Source organism: Aureimonas jatrophae (genome assembly GCF_900104035.1).
Classification (GTDB): domain Bacteria; phylum Pseudomonadota; class Alphaproteobacteria; order Rhizobiales; family Rhizobiaceae; genus Aureimonas; species Aureimonas jatrophae.
On sequence record NZ_FNIT01000001.1, the window covers coordinates 62,676 to 81,400 of the forward strand.

19 protein-coding genes are annotated in these 18,725 nt (G+C 67.6%); 17 read left to right on the forward strand and 2 right to left on the reverse strand.

Features of this window, described 5'->3' with window-relative positions:
• The first annotated feature begins 32 nt into the window (after nt 1-32).
• Nucleotides 33-1,451 (forward strand): 3-isopropylmalate dehydratase large subunit, encoded by a 1,419-nt coding sequence (gene leuC, locus BLQ76_RS00335; RefSeq protein WP_090667260.1) that lies wholly within the window; start codon nt 33-35, stop codon nt 1,449-1,451.
• Between the two features lie 25 nt (nt 1,452-1,476).
• Here the strand turns inward: leuC and BLQ76_RS00340 are convergent, their stop codons facing one another.
• On the reverse strand, nt 1,477-2,658 hold the full coding sequence (locus tag BLQ76_RS00340; RefSeq protein ID WP_090667263.1) for a GGDEF domain-containing protein: 1,182 nt from the start codon (nt 2,656-2,658) through the stop codon (nt 1,477-1,479).
• A gap of 120 nt (nt 2,659-2,778) precedes the next feature.
• On the opposite strand from BLQ76_RS00340, the gene BLQ76_RS00345 reads away from it, so the two are divergent.
• From BLQ76_RS00345 to dps, 8 genes are all read left to right on the forward strand, one after another.
• Nucleotides 2,779-3,249 (forward strand): GNAT family N-acetyltransferase, encoded by a 471-nt coding sequence (locus BLQ76_RS00345; RefSeq protein WP_090669372.1) that lies wholly within the window; start codon nt 2,779-2,781, stop codon nt 3,247-3,249.
• Between the two features lie 231 nt (nt 3,250-3,480).
• A complete protein-coding gene (gene sdhC / locus BLQ76_RS00350; protein ID WP_090669375.1) occupies nt 3,481-3,843 on the forward strand; it encodes a succinate dehydrogenase, cytochrome b556 subunit in 363 nt (120 codons plus the stop codon).
• Nucleotides 3,844-3,854: 11 nt separating this feature from the next.
• Nucleotides 3,855-4,232, forward strand: a complete 378-nt coding sequence (gene sdhD, locus BLQ76_RS00355) for a succinate dehydrogenase, hydrophobic membrane anchor protein (protein WP_090667266.1) — start codon at nt 3,855-3,857, stop codon at nt 4,230-4,232.
• Nucleotides 4,233-4,237: 5 nt separating this feature from the next.
• Nucleotides 4,238-6,076, forward strand: coding sequence for a succinate dehydrogenase flavoprotein subunit (gene sdhA / locus BLQ76_RS00360; protein ID WP_090667269.1), 1,839 nt, complete (start codon nt 4,238-4,240; stop codon nt 6,074-6,076).
• A gap of 83 nt (nt 6,077-6,159) precedes the next feature.
• Nucleotides 6,160-6,864 carry a lysozyme inhibitor LprI family protein gene (locus tag BLQ76_RS21885; RefSeq protein WP_170842409.1) on the forward strand — a complete coding sequence of 235 codons (705 nt, stop codon included), beginning with the start codon at nt 6,160-6,162 and terminating at the stop codon, nt 6,862-6,864.
• Between the two features lie 79 nt (nt 6,865-6,943).
• Nucleotides 6,944-8,098: an App1 family protein phosphatidate phosphatase gene (locus BLQ76_RS00365; protein WP_170842410.1), complete on the forward strand. Its 1,155-nt coding sequence runs from the start codon at nt 6,944-6,946 to the stop codon at nt 8,096-8,098.
• Between the two features lie 131 nt (nt 8,099-8,229).
• Nucleotides 8,230-9,009 (forward strand): succinate dehydrogenase iron-sulfur subunit, encoded by a 780-nt coding sequence (locus BLQ76_RS00370; protein ID WP_090667275.1) that lies wholly within the window; start codon nt 8,230-8,232, stop codon nt 9,007-9,009.
• A 110-nt stretch (nt 9,010-9,119) separates the two neighbouring features.
• On the forward strand, nt 9,120-9,623 hold the full coding sequence (gene dps, locus BLQ76_RS00375; protein WP_090667278.1) for a DNA starvation/stationary phase protection protein Dps: 504 nt from the start codon (nt 9,120-9,122) through the stop codon (nt 9,621-9,623).
• Between the two features lie 76 nt (nt 9,624-9,699).
• Here dps and fsa read toward each other — a convergent pair whose 3' ends face one another.
• Nucleotides 9,700-10,353: a fructose-6-phosphate aldolase gene (gene fsa / locus BLQ76_RS00380; protein WP_090667281.1), complete on the reverse strand. Its 654-nt coding sequence runs from the start codon at nt 10,351-10,353 to the stop codon at nt 9,700-9,702.
• Between the two features lie 197 nt (nt 10,354-10,550).
• Here fsa and BLQ76_RS00385 point away from each other — a divergent pair, with 197 nt between their 5' ends.
• From BLQ76_RS00385 to BLQ76_RS00420, 8 genes are all read left to right on the forward strand, one after another.
• The gene (locus BLQ76_RS00385) at nt 10,551-12,803 is read left to right on the forward strand and encodes a primosomal protein N' (protein ID WP_090667284.1); all 2,253 of its coding nucleotides are present in this window, start codon (nt 10,551-10,553) and stop codon (nt 12,801-12,803) included.
• 98 nt (nt 12,804-12,901) lie between these two features.
• Nucleotides 12,902-13,291, forward strand: coding sequence for an AGROH133_08824 family phage infection protein (locus BLQ76_RS00390; RefSeq protein ID WP_090667287.1), 390 nt, complete (start codon nt 12,902-12,904; stop codon nt 13,289-13,291).
• A 225-nt stretch (nt 13,292-13,516) separates the two neighbouring features.
• Entirely contained in the window at nt 13,517-14,077 is a 561-nt protein-coding gene (locus BLQ76_RS00395) for a F0F1 ATP synthase subunit delta (RefSeq protein ID WP_090667289.1), read from the forward strand.
• Entirely contained in the window at nt 14,077-15,609 is a 1,533-nt protein-coding gene (atpA, locus tag BLQ76_RS00400) for a F0F1 ATP synthase subunit alpha (protein ID WP_090667291.1), read from the forward strand. Before BLQ76_RS00395 ends, atpA begins: the two co-directional genes overlap by 1 nt.
• 37 nt (nt 15,610-15,646) lie before the next feature.
• Nucleotides 15,647-16,525, forward strand: coding sequence for a F0F1 ATP synthase subunit gamma (locus BLQ76_RS00405; RefSeq protein ID WP_090667294.1), 879 nt, complete (start codon nt 15,647-15,649; stop codon nt 16,523-16,525).
• Nucleotides 16,526-16,623: 98 nt separating this feature from the next.
• Nucleotides 16,624-18,075 (forward strand): F0F1 ATP synthase subunit beta, encoded by a 1,452-nt coding sequence (gene atpD / locus BLQ76_RS00410; protein ID WP_090667297.1) that lies wholly within the window; start codon nt 16,624-16,626, stop codon nt 18,073-18,075.
• On the forward strand, nt 18,075-18,305 hold the full coding sequence (locus BLQ76_RS00415; RefSeq protein WP_090667300.1) for an eL24 family ribosomal protein: 231 nt from the start codon (nt 18,075-18,077) through the stop codon (nt 18,303-18,305). Before atpD ends, BLQ76_RS00415 begins: the two co-directional genes overlap by 1 nt.
• On the forward strand, nt 18,298-18,702 hold the full coding sequence (locus BLQ76_RS00420; RefSeq protein ID WP_090667302.1) for a F0F1 ATP synthase subunit epsilon: 405 nt from the start codon (nt 18,298-18,300) through the stop codon (nt 18,700-18,702). The genes BLQ76_RS00415 and BLQ76_RS00420 overlap by 8 nt, the downstream gene beginning before the upstream one ends.
• The last annotated feature ends 23 nt before the right edge of the window (nt 18,703-18,725 follow it).

The following is an 18,725-nucleotide window of genomic DNA, read 5'->3' on the forward strand; positions in this document are numbered from 1 at the left end:
CAGCCCGCGACCGCTGCTTTCGTAGGACATCCATGACCGATACCGCCAAGTCGCGCACCCTCTACGACAAGATCTGGGACGACCATGTCGTCTCGGTCGGCGAGGGCGGCGAGAGCCTCCTCTACATCGACCGCCACCTCGTCCACGAGGTGACGAGCCCGCAGGCCTTCGAAGGCTTGCGCGTCGCCGGACGCCGCGTGCGCTCGCCGGAGCGCACGCTGGCCGTGGTCGACCACAATGTGCCGACCTACGACCGGCGCGGCGGCATCCACAACGAGGAGAGCCGCATCCAGGTCGAGGCTTTGGCCAGGAACGCGGCCGAGTTCGGCGTCGAGTACTTCAACGAGGTCGATCGCCGTCAGGGCATCGTCCACATCATCGGACCCGAGCAGGGCTTCACGCTGCCGGGCATGACGATCGTGTGCGGCGACAGCCATACCTCGACGCACGGCGCCTTCGGGGCGCTGGCCCACGGTATCGGGACGTCCGAGGTCGAGCACGTTCTTGCGACCCAGACGCTGATCCAGCAGAAGGCCAAGAACATGCTCGTCCAGGTCGACGGGCAGCTGCCGCCCGGCGTCACCGCCAAGGACATCATCCTCGCCATCATCGGCGAGATCGGCACCGCCGGCGGCACGGGCTACGTCATCGAATATGCCGGCGAGGCGATCCGCGCCCTCTCGATGGAGGGGCGCATGACGATCTGCAACATGTCGATCGAGGGCGGCGCGCGCGCGGGCATCATCGCCCCCGACGACACGACGTTCCGCTATATCGAGGACAAGCCGCGCGCCCCCAAGGGCGAGGCCTTCGCGATGGCGGTCGACTACTGGCGCACGCTCCACACCGACGAGGGCGCCCACTTCGACAAGGTGGTGCGCCTCGACGCGGCCAACCTGCCGCCGATCGTCTCCTGGGGGTCGAGCCCGGAGGACGTCGTCTCGGTGGACGGCGTGGTGCCCGATCCCGATGCCATTCCCGACGAGGCCAAGCGCCAGACCAAGCGCCGCGCCCTGGAGTACATGGGACTGGAGCCGGGAACGAAGATCACCGACCTCACGGTCGATCGCGTCTTCATCGGCTCGTGCACCAACGGGCGCATCGAGGACCTGCGCGAGGTGGCCAAGGTCGTGGAAGGGCGCAAGGTCGCGACGGGCGTGTCGGCGATGATCGTGCCGGGCTCGGGCCTCGTGAAGGCGCAGGCCGAGGCCGAAGGGCTCGACACGCTGTTCCGCGAGGCGGGTTTCGACTGGCGCGAGCCGGGCTGCTCCATGTGCCTCGGCATGAACGAGGACCGGCTGAAGCCGTTCGAGCGTTGCGCTTCGACCTCGAACCGCAACTTCGAGGGCCGTCAGGGCTTCAAGGGCCGCACGCACCTCGTCTCGCCGGCGATGGCTGCCGCTGCCGCGGTCGAGGGGCGCTTCGTCGATATCCGCGACTGGCGGCGCTGATCGCGCCGGCGCGGGTGGCCCAACGTCAGGCCACCCGCGCCGACCGGCGACGCGCAGCATCGACCGGAACGTCACGAAGCGCCGAAACGACCCGGTTCCGTCCCGATGCCTTGGCGACATAGAGGTGCCGGTCGGCCCGGTGGATCGCGTCGCCCAGACCTTCGCCCTCCTGGATCTCGACGACGCCGACGCTGGCGGTCAAAGTCTGCTCGTGGAGCGGTACCGGCCAGCGCGTCATCTCGATCGTGCGGCGCAGCCGCTCGGCCAGCACCGTCGCCTCGCCGAGCGGCGTGTTGAAGCACAGAACCGCGAACTCCTCGCCGCCGAGGCGGGCGGCCACCATCCGCTCTCCGATCGAATAGCGGAGGATTTCCGCAAGCCCCGCCAGCACGCCGTCGCCCGCCGCATGTCCGAAGCGGTCGTTGACGCTCTTGAAGTGGTCGAGATCGATCACCAGCACGGCATCGCGCGTTTCGCCCAAAAGACGGACCGTACCCGCCACCGCGTCTTCCAGGCCGCGCCGGTTCAATAGTCCCGTCAACGGATCGCTCGCCGCATCGCGCGAGAGCTTCGACACCAGATCGAGCCCCTCCGCCAGGAGCAAGGCGACTGCGAAGGCGCTGCCCAGCAGCGTCGAGGCGAGCTGCAACGCGAAGGCGGCATCCGAGGTGCGCCACGAGGTGAAGGTCAGGTCGCCGCGCGGCGTCATCGCGATCGACAGCGATAGGAGCCCGAGTGTCACGGCGCTCAGCGCCATGATCAGGAACAGGGCGCTGTCGACGCCCTGCCGGCGGACACGACCGTCGACCCGGGTCGCCGCGAACAGGAGCAGGAGCCCGCAGGTCAGGTGGCTGACCAGGAGTTCGCCCCACACCCCGAGAGGACCGAGCAGCGCCAGCGCCACCACACCGAGCGACGCGGCGCTGAACAATGTGAGCGCGACGCCGTGAGCGGGCCGGCCGTAGCGTCGTGCGACTGCAACCGTCAGGAGAGCGGTTCCCATGATGTAAAGGCCGTCGCCGGCCAGCGCCTTGGCGACCTGATGGTTCGGCAACTGGGGGATGTCGAGCGCGAAGGCCAGCGCGAGAACGCCGTATCCCGCGGCTGCGTGGAGCGCCGTTCCGACCCGTCGGTAGATGAGAACGAACAGGAGCGAGAACCCGCCCAGAACAAGCGGCACCGTCCAGGCCAGGATGTCGGCTTGCATGAAGTCCTGTCGCTAGGGATTCGGCGTTACCACCCTGGCGATAAACCTCGCGTTGCGTCAAGGTCCCTCCTGCAATCTGGAGACCTTGACGAGGCGTGGCCCGGAGCGCAGATGGCTGCCATGAGTCTTGCCCAGGCCGTGCCCGATATTCAGATCGAGAAGTTGCGCTTGCGCGACGCGCGCGATCTCGCGCCGCTCCTGTCGGCCTACAACCAGGCGATGTTCCGCGGCGCCCCGGGCGCGCCCGACGCCTTCTATGCCGAGCAGCTTCTCCAGGACCGCACCGGCGAGGTTCTGGGCGCGCGGCTCGATGGCGCGCTGGTCGGCTTTCTCCTGTTCTACGACCTGCCTGATCCCTGGACCGGCATGCGCGCCGGGCTCGCCGACCATGTCTATGTCGAAGCCGCGCATCGCCGCAAAGGGATCGCCAAGGCCATGGTCGACCTCTTGGCCGACGAGGGCGACGCTCGCGGCTGGTCGCGGCTCGTGCTGCATGCGCCCCGCCACGGCGGCTCGGGCCGTCACCTCTACGAGAAGGTCGCCGAACCGGCGGACTGGTCGAGCTACGTGATCCGCTTCGGCGACCGCTGAAGCGAGCCGCCGGACGGCGACGGTCTCGGGAGGGATGCGACCTTCTCGCCTTTCAATCGGTTTGGCCCGGGACGACGCCCGTTTCGCAGCCGCGAATGCTTGATTTCGGGGCGGGGAGGGTCTTTTAGAAGCATTCCGGCCCGCCGCCGCATCGCCTCGACCCACTAGCCCTTTGCAGGAGCGCCCAGCTTGTCCGACGCCAAGACCGTTCGCGGAGCCGCCGCCCGGCCCATGTCGCCGCATCTGACGGTGTATCGCTTCCGCCCGACCATGACGATGTCGATCCTCCACCGCATCACCGGTGGCGCGCTCTATGTCGGCACCGTCCTGGTGGTCTGGTGGCTCGTGGCGGCGGCCAGCGGACCCGAGGCCTTTTCGTGGGCTTCGTGGTTCTTCAACTCGATCCTCGGACGCCTGGTGCTCTTCGCCTATTCCTGGACTCTGCTGCACCACATGGCGGGTGGTATCCGCCATCTCGTCTGGGACACGGGCGCCGGTCTTTCCAAGGAAACGTCCACCAAGTTCGCCGTGGGCACGCTCGTCGCCTCGCTTGTGGGCACCGTGCTTCTCTGGCTCCTCGTCGTCGTATTGTAAGGAAGATCCCGATGGACATGAGAACGCCGCTCGGTCGCGTCCGGGGTCTGGGTTCGGCTCGCGAGGGCACGGGCCACTTCTGGCTCCAGCGCCTGACCGCCGTCAGCAACCTGTTCCTGATCTCGTTCTTCCTGGTGCTCCTAATCGCCTTGCACGACGAGCCCTACGAGGTCGTGCGCAACGCGTTTCGCAACCCGTTCGTCGGACTTTTGACCGCACTTGTCGTGGTGTCGGCCGCTGTCCACATGCGGCTCGGCATGCAGACCATTATCGAGGACTACGTGCACGGCGCCGCCCGCGTGCCGCTCGTTCTCCTCAACACCTTCTTCGCGATCCTCGTCGCCGCGCTCAGCGTGTTCGCGATCGTCCAGATGAGCCTCGGAGCCTGAACCTCATGGCCACCGCCCAGCCCCATCGCACCGCCGCCCCCGCCGCCAACGGCCGCGCCTACAGCTTCGTCGACCACACGTTCGACGTCGTCGTCGTAGGAGCCGGCGGCGCCGGTCTGCGCGCCACGCTCGGCGCGGCGCAGGCCGGCCTCAAGACGGCCTGCATCACCAAGGTCTTCCCGACGCGCTCGCACACGGTGGCCGCGCAGGGCGGCGTGGCGGCCTCGCTCGGCAACATGGGCAAGGATGACTGGCGCTGGCACATGTACGACACCGTGAAGGGGTCGGACTGGCTCGGCGACCAGGACGCCATCGAGTACCTCGTGCGCAACGCGCCGGCCGCCGTCTACGAGCTCGAGCACTTCGGCGTGCCCTTCTCGCGCACCGAGGACGGGCGCATCTACCAGCGCCCCTTCGGCGGCATGACCACCGACTTCGGCAACGGCCCCGCCGCCCAGCGCACCTGCGCCGCCGCCGACCGCACCGGTCACGCGATCCTCCATACGCTTTACGGCCAGTCTCTGCGCTACGCATCGGAGTTCTTCATCGAGTACTTCGCGATCGATCTCATCATGGACGAGGAGGGCGCCTGCCGTGGCGTCGTCGCCCTGTGCATGGATGACGGCTCGATTCACCGGTTCCGCGCCAAGAAGACGATCCTCGCCACCGGCGGCTACGGCCGCGCCTACTTCTCGGCGACCTCCGCCCACACCTGCACCGGCGACGGCAACGCCATGGTGCTGCGCGCCGGCCTTCCGTTGCAGGACATGGAGTTCGTGCAGTTCCACCCGACCGGTATCTACGGCGCGGGCTGCCTGATCACGGAAGGGGCGCGCGGCGAGGGCGGCTACCTCACGAATTCGGAAGGGGAGCGCTTCATGGAGCGCTACGCCCCGTCCGCCAAGGACCTGGCTTCCCGCGACGTCGTTTCGCGCTCCATGACCATGGAGATCAGCGAAGGCCGGGGCGTCGGCAAGAACAAGGACCACATCTTCCTGCACCTCGACCACCTCGACCCGAAGATCTTAGCCGAGCGCCTGCCGGGCATCTCGGAGTCGGCGCGCATCTTCGCGGGTGTCGACGTGACCAAGGAGCCGATCCCGGTTCTGCCGACCGTCCACTACAACATGGGTGGCATCCCGACGAACTATCACGGCGAGGTGCTGACCAAGAAGAACGGCGACCCGGACTCGGTGGTGCCGGGTCTGATGGCGGTGGGCGAGGCGGCCTGCGTGTCGGTCCACGGTGCGAACCGTCTCGGCTCGAACTCGCTGATCGATCTCGTGGTCTTCGGCCGCGCGGCGGCGCTCCGCTGCGCCGAGACCGTTTCGGCCGGCGAGGGGCAGGCGCCGCTTCCCACGGATGCCGGCGACAACTCGCTCGCCCGCCTCGACCGCTTCCGCCACGCGTCGGGCGGCACGCCGACGGCCGAGCTGCGCGACCGCATGCAGCGCACGATGCAGTCGAACTGCGCCGTGTTCCGTACCGGCGAGATCCTTGAGGAGGGCCACCAGAAGATCCACGAGGTCTGGCGCGGCTCAGAGGACATCCGGGTGACCGACCGCTCGCTGATCTGGAACACCGACCTCATCGAGTCGCTGGAATACGACAACCTGATCGGACAGGCGGTCGTGACCATGGACTCGGCCCGCGCCCGCACCGAGTCGCGCGGCGCCCATGCCCGCGAGGACTTCCCGGACCGCAACGACCGCGACTGGATGAAGCACACGTTGTCGTTCTGCGACACGGCCGCCAAGACGGTGACGCTGGAGGACCGTCCGGTCCACACCTACACGATGTCGAACGAGATCGAGTACATCGAGCCCAAGAAGCGCGTGTACTGAGGCTCGCGAAACAACCGCGACATCGGCGCGAAATCGCGCTCCACTAGGACAAGGGCTCCCGACATATCCGGAGCCCTTTTTCCATGTCCGCTTCCGCCCGTACGAGCCTCGCGGCCGTCCTGCTCCTCGCCGTTTGTCCGAGTCTGGCCCGTGCGGAGGGGCCCTCGTTCGACTGCCGCAAGGGGCGAACGCCGGCCGAGATCGCGATCTGCCGCGATCCGGTTCTCGCGCATGACGATCTGCGCATCGCTCGTCGCTATGGCGTTCTCATGAAGGGATTGGGTGCCGTGCAGCGCGTGAGCCTCGCGGCCGATCAGGCCGCCTTTCTGCGCTTGAGGGATACGGCGGCGGACGGCAGCGATCCCGGGATGTATGCGTCGATCCGGAGCATTCTCGGCGAACGCGCCGCGTTTCTCGATCGGATCCGCCTCGCGCCCCCCAAAGGCCTCATCGGAACGTGGGGATCGCTCGAGGGGGAGGTGGAGATCCGGCCGGCCGATCGGGGTCGCCTCCGCCTGTACGGCAACATCGCCGATCCCTACGCCGCGCGTTGGACCTGCGAGTTCGACGAGCGTGGGTACGTGAAGAGCGGCGTTCTCGGTCTGCAGGACGGGGAGGAGCCCATCGCCTTTCTGGATGCGTCGCGCTTCGGGCCGTTCCTCGAGATCACGCAAACCGATGGCAAGGGGCAAGGCGTCGACTCGCCGAGCTGCGGCGGCTGGCAGTCCTTCGCCAACACCTACTTCTATGTCGGTCCCGTTCCGGACTCCGAGCCCGAGGATCGGTAGCCGGACGGCAGCGCGCATTGGGGAAAGCATCCCGCGCCCGCTTTTCCCTCACCGCTGCCTGCGCTATCTCGAAATCGTCATGATCGTGGATGCGTCGCAGGCGCTCGGCCGTTCCCTCCTTCGTCGCTCGCGCGCTTTCCGCTTCGCCGTGAAGCAGCGTCTGGGGCTGGCCGATCAGCCGACGCTCAAGGTCTATCCCGGTCACGTGGCGAACGGCCGCCTCCATCTTCTCGGACGGGTTCTGGAGGACGAAGGCGTCTTCGACGTTCCCCATTCCAACTCGGTCTGGCGCAACCTCTGGCGCACCTTCAAGCGCTACGAGACCGACGAGATCGGCGGGGCGATCCTGCGGTTCCGGGGGCAAGGCGTCTCGGGCACCGTGCGCTCCAAGCTCGACGGCTACTTCCGGATCGATGTGCCCTGGCCGGGCGAGGGGCCCTGGGCTGATGTCGACGTGACGCTGGAACAGGCCAAGGGCTACAGCTTCGAGGCGGTCACGACGGCGGGCCGCGCGCGGGTCGTCTCGCCCCGAGCCCGCTTCGGCGTCATCTCGGATATCGACGACACGATCATCCACACTGGCGCTTTCAAGATGCTGCGCCACTGGCGCATCGTCACCGCCAACTCGCCGGAGGCGCGGCTGCCCTTTCCCGGCGTTCCGCGCTTCTACCGGGCGCTCTGCGAGGGCATCGACGGACCCGAAACGAACCCCGTCTTTTACGTCTCCTCCAGCCCCTGGAACCTTGCCGACATCTTCGAGCGCTTCATGCTCCTGCGCGGGATCCCGGTCGGACCGATGTTCCTGCGCTCGCTCTCCGACGACGCGATGGGATGGCTTTTGCGCCGACACCGCGGCCACAAGGACGAGATGATCGACCAGGTCATGGAAGCCTATCCGGACCTGCCGTTCCTCCTGATCGGCGACTCCGGGCAGAAGGATGCGAGCGTCTACGCCGCCGCCGTAGAGCGCCATCCCGGCCGCGTGCTCGCCGTCCACCTGCATGACGTGCGCCCGGCCGCCATGCGCGACGGACGGGTCGAGGCGGAGTTGCGGCGCATCGAGGCGCGCGGCGTTCCCACGACGTTGAGCGATACGCTGGCGGGGGCTGCCGAGCATGCCGAGGCGAACGGTTTGATCCTGCCCGGCACGCGCGCGGCGGTCGAGGCGGAGATCGCCGCGGAGATCGGCAAGCCCGAGCGCTTCGGCCGTTTCCCTGTGATCGTCCAGCCCTGAAGCGAAGCGGGCCGCGCGCAATCGTCCCTCAATCGATTTGAGCCGGGGCTGCGACCTCGCGCGTGTTGCGCCGCGTCGTGAGGTATGTTTAGCCCCATTCCAAAGAACGGCTCATCCGAAAGCAGGCAACCATGGTCGAACTCACCCTTCCCAAGAACTCGGTGATCGGCAAGGGCAAGACCTGGCCCAAGCCCGAGGGCGCCAAGAACGTCCGCGAGTTCGGCATCTATCGCTGGTCGCCGGACGACGACGCGAACCCCGTTGTGGATACCTTCTACGTCGATACGGACGACTGCGGGCCGATGGTCCTCGACGGTCTGCTCTGGATCAAGAACAACATCGACTCGACGCTGACGCTGCGCCGCTCTTGCCGCGAGGGCATCTGCGGCTCGTGCGCCATGAACATCGACGGCTCCAACACGCTCGCCTGCACCAAGGGCATGGACGAGGTGAAGGGAACGGTGCGCGTCTACCCGCTGCCGCACATGCCGGTGGTCAAGGATCTCGTTCCCGACCTGTCGGTCCCCTATGCGCAGCTTCGCTCGATCGAGCCCTGGCTTCAGACCGAGACGCCCGAGCCCGAGAAGGAATGGCGTCAGAGCCATGCCGACCGCGAGAAGCTCGACGGGCTCTACGAGTGCATCCTGTGCTTCTGCTGCCAGACCTCGTGCCCGAGCTACTGGTGGAACGGCGACCGCTATCTCGGCCCCGCCGTGCTGCTCCAGGCCTATCGCTGGCTCATCGACTCGCGCGACGAGGCCACCGGCGACCGCCTCGACCAGCTCGAGGACCCGTTCCGCTTGTACCGCTGCCACACGATCATGAACTGCACGCAAGCCTGCCCCAAGGGCCTGAACCCGGCCAAGGCCATCGCCGAGATCAAGAAGATGATGGTGGAGCGCCGCGTCTGACGGCTGTGGACGACGCAACGTCGCGCGGAACCCATGGCGCGCGACGCGGTTGATGCGGCGATGCGGGAGGCCGGGTGCCTCCCGAACGCTGTTTCGACCAGGAGGCCCCGATGGCCAAGAATCCCAAGCCCTTCCTGCACCCCACCAAGAACACCATGAACGAGAACCTGCGGGCCTCCATGGTGGAGCTTCTGCAGAAGCATCTCGGCACCGCAATCGACCTGTCCTATGCGGCCAAGCAGGCCCACTGGAACGTCAAGGGTTTCAACTTCATCGCCGTCCATAAGCTCTTCGATGAGCTTCACGAGCAGGCCGAGGCATACGTCGACCTCATCGCCGAGCGTCTGACGGGCCTCGGCGGTCAGGCGCGCGGCACCGTGCAGGCGGCGACCGAAATCTCCATTCTGGAGCCCTATCCGCTGGACCTCGTCGACAGCGACGGCCACCTGAAGCGCCTCGCCGACAACTACGCCAAGTGGTCGACCGCCGTGCGCGAGGGCATCTCCGAGGCCGACGAGGCGGGCGACGACCTGACCGCCGACCTCCTGACCGAGGTGGGCCGCGGCCTCTCGACCTCGCTCTACTTCCTGGAAAGCCATTTCCAGCACGCCTGAGCCGGCGCACCGCTCATGAAAAAGGGGCGTCCCTCGCGGGACGCCCCTTTTTGTTGTTCGCTTGAGCGCCCGGCGACTACTCGATCGACTGGCCGGTCTTCTCCCAATCGGCGACGAAGGCCTTGAGGCCGGTGTCGGTAAGGGGGTGCTTGACGAGGGTCTTGAGCGTGGCGGGCGGCACGGTCGCGACGTCGGCGCCGAGCAGCGCGGCCTCGCGCACGTGGTTGGCCGTGCGGATCGAGGCCGCCAGGATCTGCGTCTCGAAGTCGTAGTTGTCGTAGATGCGACGGATGTCGGCAATCAGCTCCATGCCGTCGATGTTGGTGTCGTCGAGACGCCCGATGAAGGGCGAGATGTAGGTCGCGCCGGCCTTGGCCGCGAGCAGCGCCTGGTTCGCCGAGAAGCAGAGCGTGACGTTGGTCTTGAGGCCCTGCTCGGTGAACTTCTTGCAGGCCTTGAGGCCGTCCAGCGTCAGCGGCAGCTTGATGACGATGTTGGGCGCGATCTCGGACAGGATCTTGCCCTCGCGCATCATGCCGTCGAAGTCGATCGAGGCGACCTCGCCCGACACCGGACCGTCGGTGACGTCGCAGATCTCCTTCAGGAGCTCCTTGATCGGGCGGTTCGCCTTCAGCACCAGCGAGGGGTTGGTGGTGACGCCGTCGATGAGGCCAGCCTCCTGCAGCTCGCGAATCTCGGCGACGTCGGCGGTATCGACAAAGAATTTCATGCGATCGGCTCCTCGGGTCGAAGGGTGGGATGGCGCCAAGCGAGCCGAAGGTCGATCCGTGACTCGGTCCGCCGCCTGCCAAGCGTCCATGGGCCTTCTGATAGGTCGCCGGGCGTTGCGAAACAAGACGCGGGCGACGCTCTCGACTGATGCAGGCGACACGTTTGGCCCTTCCATCGCCTCGTTCGAGCGACGATATGAGGGACATACCCGAACCCGAACCCGATCGCCGCGACGACACCGCCTTGAACGAAACCCGCCCGACCGACACGCTCTTTGGCACCCTCGAGGAACGGGTCGTGCCGGTGCTCGTGCCGCTGCCGGCGGAGCGCCCCTATTCCTATCGCGTGCCGGAGGGGATGCAGGTCGAGCCGGGAACGATCGTGCAGGTTCCCTTGGGACCTCGACAGGTGGCGGGTGTGGTCTGGGACGCGCCGACCGATCCGGTCGAGCCGCGCAAGCTGCGTCCCATCACGCGGCGCTTCGATTGCCCGCCGCTGAGCACGGAAACGCGGCGCTTCGTCGACTGGGTGGCGGACTACACGTTGTCGCCGCCGGGCCTTGTCGCACGCATGGTTCTGCGGGCGCCGGCCGCCTTTGATCCCGAGCCCGCCGCCGAGGGATTGCGGTTGACGCAGGCGCGGCCCGACCGTCCGACGTCTGCGCGAACCCGCCTGATCGAGACCGCCGCCCATCCCGGCGAGTGGACGCGCGGCGGGCTTGCACGCGCGGCCGGCGTCTCGCTCTCGGTGGTGGATGGCTTGATGCGTCAGGGGGTGCTGGAGCCGGTCTGGCTACCGTCGCATCCCGTTGTTGCGCCGCCCGACACGGGCGCGGCGCGCGCCACCCTCAACCCCGAGCAGGGGGCCGTCGCCGAACAGCTCGCCGAACGCATCGGTCAGGGCTTTTCGGTGAGCCTTCTCGAGGGCGTCACGGGATCGGGCAAGACCGAGGTCTATTTCGAGGCGGTCGCGCGCGCGCTGGATGCCGGTGGGCAGGTCCTGATCCTCCTGCCGGAGATCGCGCTGACCCAGAGCTTCATCGATCGCTTCCATGCGCGCTTCGGGGCCGAGCCCGCGCAGTGGCATTCCGATGTGGCGCCGCGCACGCGCGAGCGCGTGTGGCGACAGGTGGCGGAAGGACGCGTACGGGTCGTGGCGGGCGCGCGCTCGGCTTTGTTTCTCCCGTTTTCGAACCTGTCGCTCATCGTCGTCGACGAGGAGCACGACCCCGCCTACAAGCAGGAGGACCGTACCTTCTACCATGCGCGCGACATGGCGGTGGTGCGGGGGCAGATCGGCGGTGCGCCGGTGGTGCTGGCATCCGCGACGCCGTCGCTGGAAAGCCGCGTCAATGCCGAGGCCGGTCGCTATACCCGCCACCTTCTGGCCAGCCGTTTCGCGGACGCCGTCCTGCCCCGGCTCGAACTCGTCGACATGCGCCGCCATCCCCCGGCCCGTGGGCGCTTCGTCTCGCCCGTCCTGTTGACGGCGATCGAGGAAACCGTGGCGCGCGGTGAGCAGGCGCTCCTGTTTCTCAACCGGCGCGGCTACGCGCCGCTCACGCTCTGCCGCGTCTGCGGCCACCGCTTCGGCTGCCCGCAGTGCTCGAGCTGGCTGGTGGAGCACCGGCTGCGCGGCACGCTCCAGTGCCACCACTGCGGCCATGCCGAGCGGAGGCCCGAGGCCTGCCCCCACTGCGGCACGTTCGATCATCTCGTGCCCTGCGGGCCGGGCGTCGAGCGGCTGGCGGAGGAGATGGTCGAGGCCTTTCCCGACGCGCGCACGATCCTTCTCTCGTCCGACCTGCCCGGCGGCGCGCGACGCCTGCGCCAGGAGCTCGATGCGGTGGCCGACGGCGAGGCCGACATCGTGATCGGCACGCAGCTGGTCGCCAAGGGGCACCACTTCCCGCTCATGACGCTGGTGGGCGCCGTGGACGCCGACCTCGGCCTTGCCAACGGCGACCCGCGTGCGGCCGAGCGCACCTTCCAACTGCTGCATCAGGTGACCGGCCGCGCCGGTCGAACGGGTCTCAAGAGCCGGGGCCTGATCCAGACCTTCGCGCCGGAGCACCCGGTGATGCAGGCGATCGCGGCCGGCGAGCCCGAAGCCTTCTACCAGCGCGAAACGATCGAGCGCGAGCGCGCCGGGTTGCCACCCTTCGGCCGGCTCGCCGCGATCATCGTCTCGGCGGATACGCGTCGCGAGGCCGAGGAGCATGGGCGCGAGCTGCGCCGCGCCGCGCCGCCGGACGACGACCTCGAGGTGCTCGGCCCCGCCGAGGCGCCGCTCGCCCTTCTGCGCGGGCGCCACCGCTTCCGTCTTCTCGTTCAGGGACCCCGGCGCGCCCCGCTTCAGGCTTACCTGCGCGAGATGACCGCGCGCGCGCCTCGGCCCCGCGGCTCGGTACACGTCCAGATCGATATCGATCCGCAAAGCTTCCTGTGATGCGTCTGGCCGCTCGCACGATTTCGTGACACAGGCTTGGCGCCTCGGCCCGAGCCGATAAGCCATCCCCGCCGCGAATCGCCGCTTTCGGAGACCCGATGCAGATCACCTTTCCCCAGACCACGACCGACCTCCTGCCGTTCCTGGTCGCCTGCTTCAGCGTCGGCTACGGACTTTACGCGCTGTTCGCACCCCGTCTCTTCCTGCGCATGGCGGGGCTCGATACGCTGAACACGCGTCGGGCCGGTCTGTCGGAAATCCGTGCGACGCTGGCCGGATTCCCGCTCGGCATGGGTCTGGCCACCTTCTTCTTCTACGACCAGCCGTTCATGCAGATGGCGCTCGGGGCGGGCTGGCTGCTGACGGCCTTCGGACGCCTCGTGTCGATTCTCTCCGACGACGCCTCGACCCTGGGCAACTGGCTCTGGCTCCTCGTCAACCTGGCCCTTGCCGCCGGGTGTCTCGCCCCCGTTCTCGGCCTGATCTGACGGGTTTGGGGGAGGGGGCGTAAACCACGGCGCAATATGGCGCTTCGCCGGGTTTGCGCCGGTTGTCGTCCTGAAAACGCTATGCTAGACGACCCCTCGATCCGGCGCGGGATGGGGCCCTAACCCCTTCTCCGCAGCCTTTTTTTTGATCTGCTCCGAGTCTCGCCGTCGCCCTTCGCTGCGCGCCGGACCTGGCGCCCGAAACGAGAAGAGAAGCGGTCGTCCGTGGCAAAATCATCCTCTCCGGTTTCCGGAGTCGCAGAGCGCTACGCCCAGTCCCTCTTCGAGCTGGCACGAGACGAAGGCACGATCGAGACGGTTGAGGGCGAACTCGTCGCCTTTCAGAAGCTGATCGACGAGAATGCCGACTTCCGTCGTCTCGTCGAGAGCCCGGCCTTTACCTCGGACGATCAGCTGCGCGCGATCTCGGCGGTGGTGGACGACGCCCGGCCCTCGGCGCTGACCGGCAACTTCCTGCGCGTGATCGCGGCCAACCGCCGCCTCTTCGCGCTGCCCGCCATGGTCAAGGCCTTCCGCCAGATGGCCGCGGCCCAGCGCGGCGAGGTCGAGGCCGAGGTCGTCACGGCCCAGCCTCTCAACGACTCCCAGCGCGCGGCGCTCCGCGACTCGCTCGGCTCCTATTCCGGCAAGACCGTTTCGATGCGCGAGAGCGTCGATCCGGCCATTCTCGGCGGTCTCGTGGTGCGCATCGGTTCGCGTCAAATCGATACCTCGCTTCGCACCAAACTCTCATCCCTTAAGCTCGCGCTGAAAGAGGTCGGCTGATGGACATCCGCGCCGCGGAAATTTCCGCAATCCTCAAGAACCAGATCAAGAACTTCGGATCCGAGGCGGAAGTCTCCGAGGTCGGCACGGTTCTCTCGGTCGGTGACGGCATCGCCCGCGTCTACGGCCTCGACAACTGCCAGGCCGGCGAGATGGTCGAGTTCCCCGGCGGCGTGCGTGGCATGGCGCTGAACCTCAAGAACGACAATGTCGGCGTCGTGCTCTTCGGCTCGGACCGCGACATCAAGGAAGGCGACACGGTTCGCCGCACGGGCGCCATCGTGGACGTGCCGGTCGGCAAGGGCCTGCTCGGCCGCGTGGTCGACGGCCTCGGCAACCCGATCGACGGCAAGGGTCCGATCGACGGGGTCGAGCGTCGCCGTGTCGACGTCAAGGCGCCGGGCATCATCCCGCGCAAGTCGGTTCACGAGCCGATGTCGACGGGCATCAAGGCCATCGACGCGCTGATCCCGGTCGGTCGCGGCCAGCGCGAGCTGGTGATCGGCGATCGCCAGACCGGCAAGACCGCGATCCTGCTCGACACGTTCCTGAACCAGAAGCCGGCGCACGATGCGGGCGCGTCCGAGAAGGACAAGCTCTACTGCATCTACGTCGCGATCGGTCAGAAGCGCTCGACCGTCGCCCAGTTCGTACGCACGCTCGAAGAGCGCGGCGCGATGGCCTACTCGGTCGTGATCGCGGCCACCGCCTCGGACCCGGCGCCGATGCAGTACATCGCGCCCTTCGCGGGCTGCGCGATCGGCGAGTACTTCCGCGACAACGGCATGCACGCCGTGATCGCCTATGACGACCTGTCCAAGCAGGCCGTGTCGTATCGCCAGATGTCGCTCCTGCTGCGCCGCCCGCCGGGCCGCGAAGCCTATCCCGGCGACGTGTTCTACCTCCATTCGCGCCTTCTGGAGCGCGCCGCCAAGCTCAACGACGAGCTGGGCGCCGGCTCGCTGACCGCGCTGCCCGTCATCGAGACGCAGGCCAACGACGTGTCGGCCTACATCCCGACCAACGTGATCTCGATCACCGACGGCCAGATCTTCCTCGAGACCAACCTGTTCTACCAGGGCATCCGCCCGGCGGTGAACGTCGGTCTGTCGGTGTCGCGCGTCGGCTCGTCCGCGCAGATCAAGGCGATGAAGCAGGTCGCCGGCTCGATCAAGGGCGAGCTCGCGCAGTACCGCGAGATGGCGGCCTTCGCGCAGTTCGGCTCCGATCTCGACGCCTCGACGCAGCGCCTCCTCAACCGCGGCGCCCGCCTCACCGAACTTCTGAAGCAGCCGCAGTTCTCGCCGCTCAAGACCGAAGAGCAGGTCGCGGTGATCTTCGCGGGAACGCAAGGCTACCTCGACACGCTGAAGGTCTCGGATGTCGGTCGCTTCGAGGAGGGTCTCCTCCAGTCGCTTCGCACCGAGCACAAGGGCGTGCTCGAAACGATCGCCACCGAGAAGCAGCTGTCGGACGACACGCGCGCCAAGCTCAAGGGCGCGATCGACAGCTACGCCAAGTCCTTCAGCTGAGCCTGCGGCCCGGCCGAAACGGAGACCGACCCGACCCATGCCGTCGCTGAAAGACCTGCGCAATCGCATCGCCTCGGTGAAGGCGACCCAGAAGATCACCAAGGCCATGCAGATGGTCGCGGCGGCCAAGCTGCGTCGCGCGCAGGAGGCCGCCGAGGCCGCCCGTCCCTACTCGGAGCGGATGGCCTCGGTGCTCGGCAACATCGCCGGCGCCATGGAGCAGGGGCAGTCGCTGCCCCTGATGTCCGGTACGGGACGGGACGACACGCACCTTTTGGTCGTCTTCACGTCCGATCGCGGTCTGTGCGGCGGCTTCAACGGGCAGATCGTGCGTCTCGTTCGCGAGCACGTGCGTCGGCTCGAAGCGGCCGGCAAGACGATCAAGATCATCTCGGTCGGCAAGAAGGGCACCGACCTGATGCGCCGCGACCTCGGCTCGCGCATCATCGCCCGGATGGATCTCAACGCCGGTCGCGGCATCGCCTTTTCGAACGCCGAAAGCGTCGCCGACGAGGTGATGGCGCGCTTCGAGGCCGGCGAGTTCGATGTCGCGACGATCTTCTACTCGGCCTTCGAGAACGTGATCACGCAGCGCCCGACCGCGCAGCGCATCATTCCGGCCGAGGTGCCCGTGGTGGAGGCCGCCGCGACCGGCGCCGCCGCGATCTACGAGTACGAGCCGGAGCCGGAATCGATCCTCGCCGACCTGATCCCGCGCAACATCAAGATCCAGATCTTCCGCGCGTTGCTGGAAAACGGCGCGTCGGAGCAGGGCGCCCGCATGAGCGCCATGGACAACGCGACGCGCAACGCCGGCGATATGATCAACAAGCTGTCGATCAGCTACAATCGCCAGCGCCAGGCGCAGATCACGACCGAGCTCATCGAGATCATCGCGGGCGCCGAGGCGCTCTGAGACTTCTGACGGGCGGACGCTCCGCCCGGACCGCATGACGAGGCGCGGGAGGCCGTTCGGCCCGGACGCGTCGAGACCGACCCTTAAAGGAGGCCAGGATGGCTGACACATTGGACATGAACGGCCGCATGGGCCGCGTCGCGCAGGTCATCGGCGCCGTCGTCGACGTCGAGTTCGACGGCCATCTGCCCGAGATCCTGAACGCGCTGGAAACCGACAACAACGGCAACCGGCTCGTCCTCGAGGTCGCCCAGCATCTCGGCGAGAACACCGTGCGCACCATCGCCATGGATCTCACCGAGGGTTTGGTCCGCGGCCAGGCCGTGACCGACACCGGCACGCCGATCCAGGTTCCCGTGGGCGACGGCACGCTGGGCCGCATCATGAACGTCATCGGCGAGCCGATCGACGAGGTCGGGCCGATCGAGTACACGGCCAAGCGCGGCATCCACCAGCCGGCACCTCCCTATGTCGAGCAGAACCCCGAGTCGCAGATCCTCGTAACCGGCATCAAGGTCATCGACCTTCTCGCGCCCTACGCGCGCGGCGGCAAGATCGGCCTGTTTGGCGGCGCTGGCGTCGGCAAGACCGTGCTGATTCAGGAGCTCATCAACAACGTCGCCAAGGCGCATGGCGGCTACTCCGTCTTCGCCGGCGTCGGCGAGCGCACCCGCGAGGGCAACGATCTTTACCACGAGATGATCGAGTCCGGCGTGAACAAGGACCCGCACGAGAACGGTGGTTCGACCGCCGGCTCCAAGGCGGCTCTCGTGTACGGCCAGATGAACGAGCCGCCGGGTGCCCGCGCCCGCGTCGCGCTGACGGGTCTCACGATCGCCGAGAACTTCCGCGACCAGGGCCAGGACGTTCTGTTCTTCGTCGACAACATCTTCCGCTTCACGCAGGCGGGCTCCGAGGTGTCGGCGCTTCTCGGCCGTATCCCCTCGGCGGTGGGTTACCAGCCGACGCTCGCCACCGACATGGGCGCGATGCAGGAGCGCATCACGACCACGACCAAGGGTTCGATCACCTCGGTGCAGGCCATCTACGTGCCCGCCGACGACTTGACCGATCCGGCGCCCGCGACCTCGTTCGCCCACCTCGACGCCACGACCGTGCTCAACCGCGCGATCTCGGAGAAGGGCATCTACCCGGCCGTGGATCCCCTGGACTCCACGTCCCGCATGCTGTCGCCGATGATCCTCGGCGAGGAGCACTACGACACGGCCCGCCGCGTCCAGTCGATCCTGCAGAAGTACAAGTCGCTGCAGGACATCATCGCGATCCTGGGCATGGACGAGCTGTCCGAAGAGGACAAGCTGACCGTGGCACGCGCCCGCAAGATCGAGCGCTTCCTCAGCCAGCCCTTCTTCGTGGCCGAGGTCTTCACCGGCTCGCCCGGCCAGCTGGTTCCTCTCGAGGATACGATCAAGTCCTTCAAGGGCCTGGTCGACGGCGAGTACGACCACCTGCCGGAAGCCGCCTTCTACATGGTCGGCTCGATCGAGATGGCGATCGAGAAGGCCCAGAAGATGGCCGCGCAAGCCTGATGAGCGAGGCGTCCTCCTCCCTTCGGATCGAGGACGCCGTCAACGAGACCTGTCCCTGGTCGGGCAAGCCGATCTCGGCGGACTCGCTGACGACCTACCAAGACGAGGTGGTCGGGTTCTGCAATCCCGGCTGCCGCGACAAGTTCGAGTTGGCGGTCCACCATTTCGAGGCTGCCCTTCAGGCGAAGCGCCGCATCGTGGCGCAGCGAAGTGAGACGGATCGTGGCTGACGGCTTCAAGTTCGAACTGGTGTCCCCCGAGCGACTGCTTCTGTCGGAGCAGGCGACGGCCGTGATCGTGCCGGGCACCGAAGGCTACTTCACGGTGATGGCCAACCATGCCCCGCTCATGGCGACGCTGAAGCCGGGCGTGGTGCGCGCGACGCTCGTCTCGGGCGGCGAGACGCGCATCTTCGTCCAGGGCGGGTTCGCCGACATCAACGCCGATGGATTCACGTTGCTCGCCGAGCACGCGACGCCGGTCGAGGAGATGAACGCCGAAGCGCTCGAGGCCGAGATCGCCCGCGCCGAGGCTGCTGCCTCCAACGCGGCGGAAGGCCCAGCCCGCACACGGGCGGATCAGCGGGTCGTGGACCTGCGCAACGCGCGCGCCGAACTCGGCGCCTGAAGCATCCCGCGTCACCAGCGATC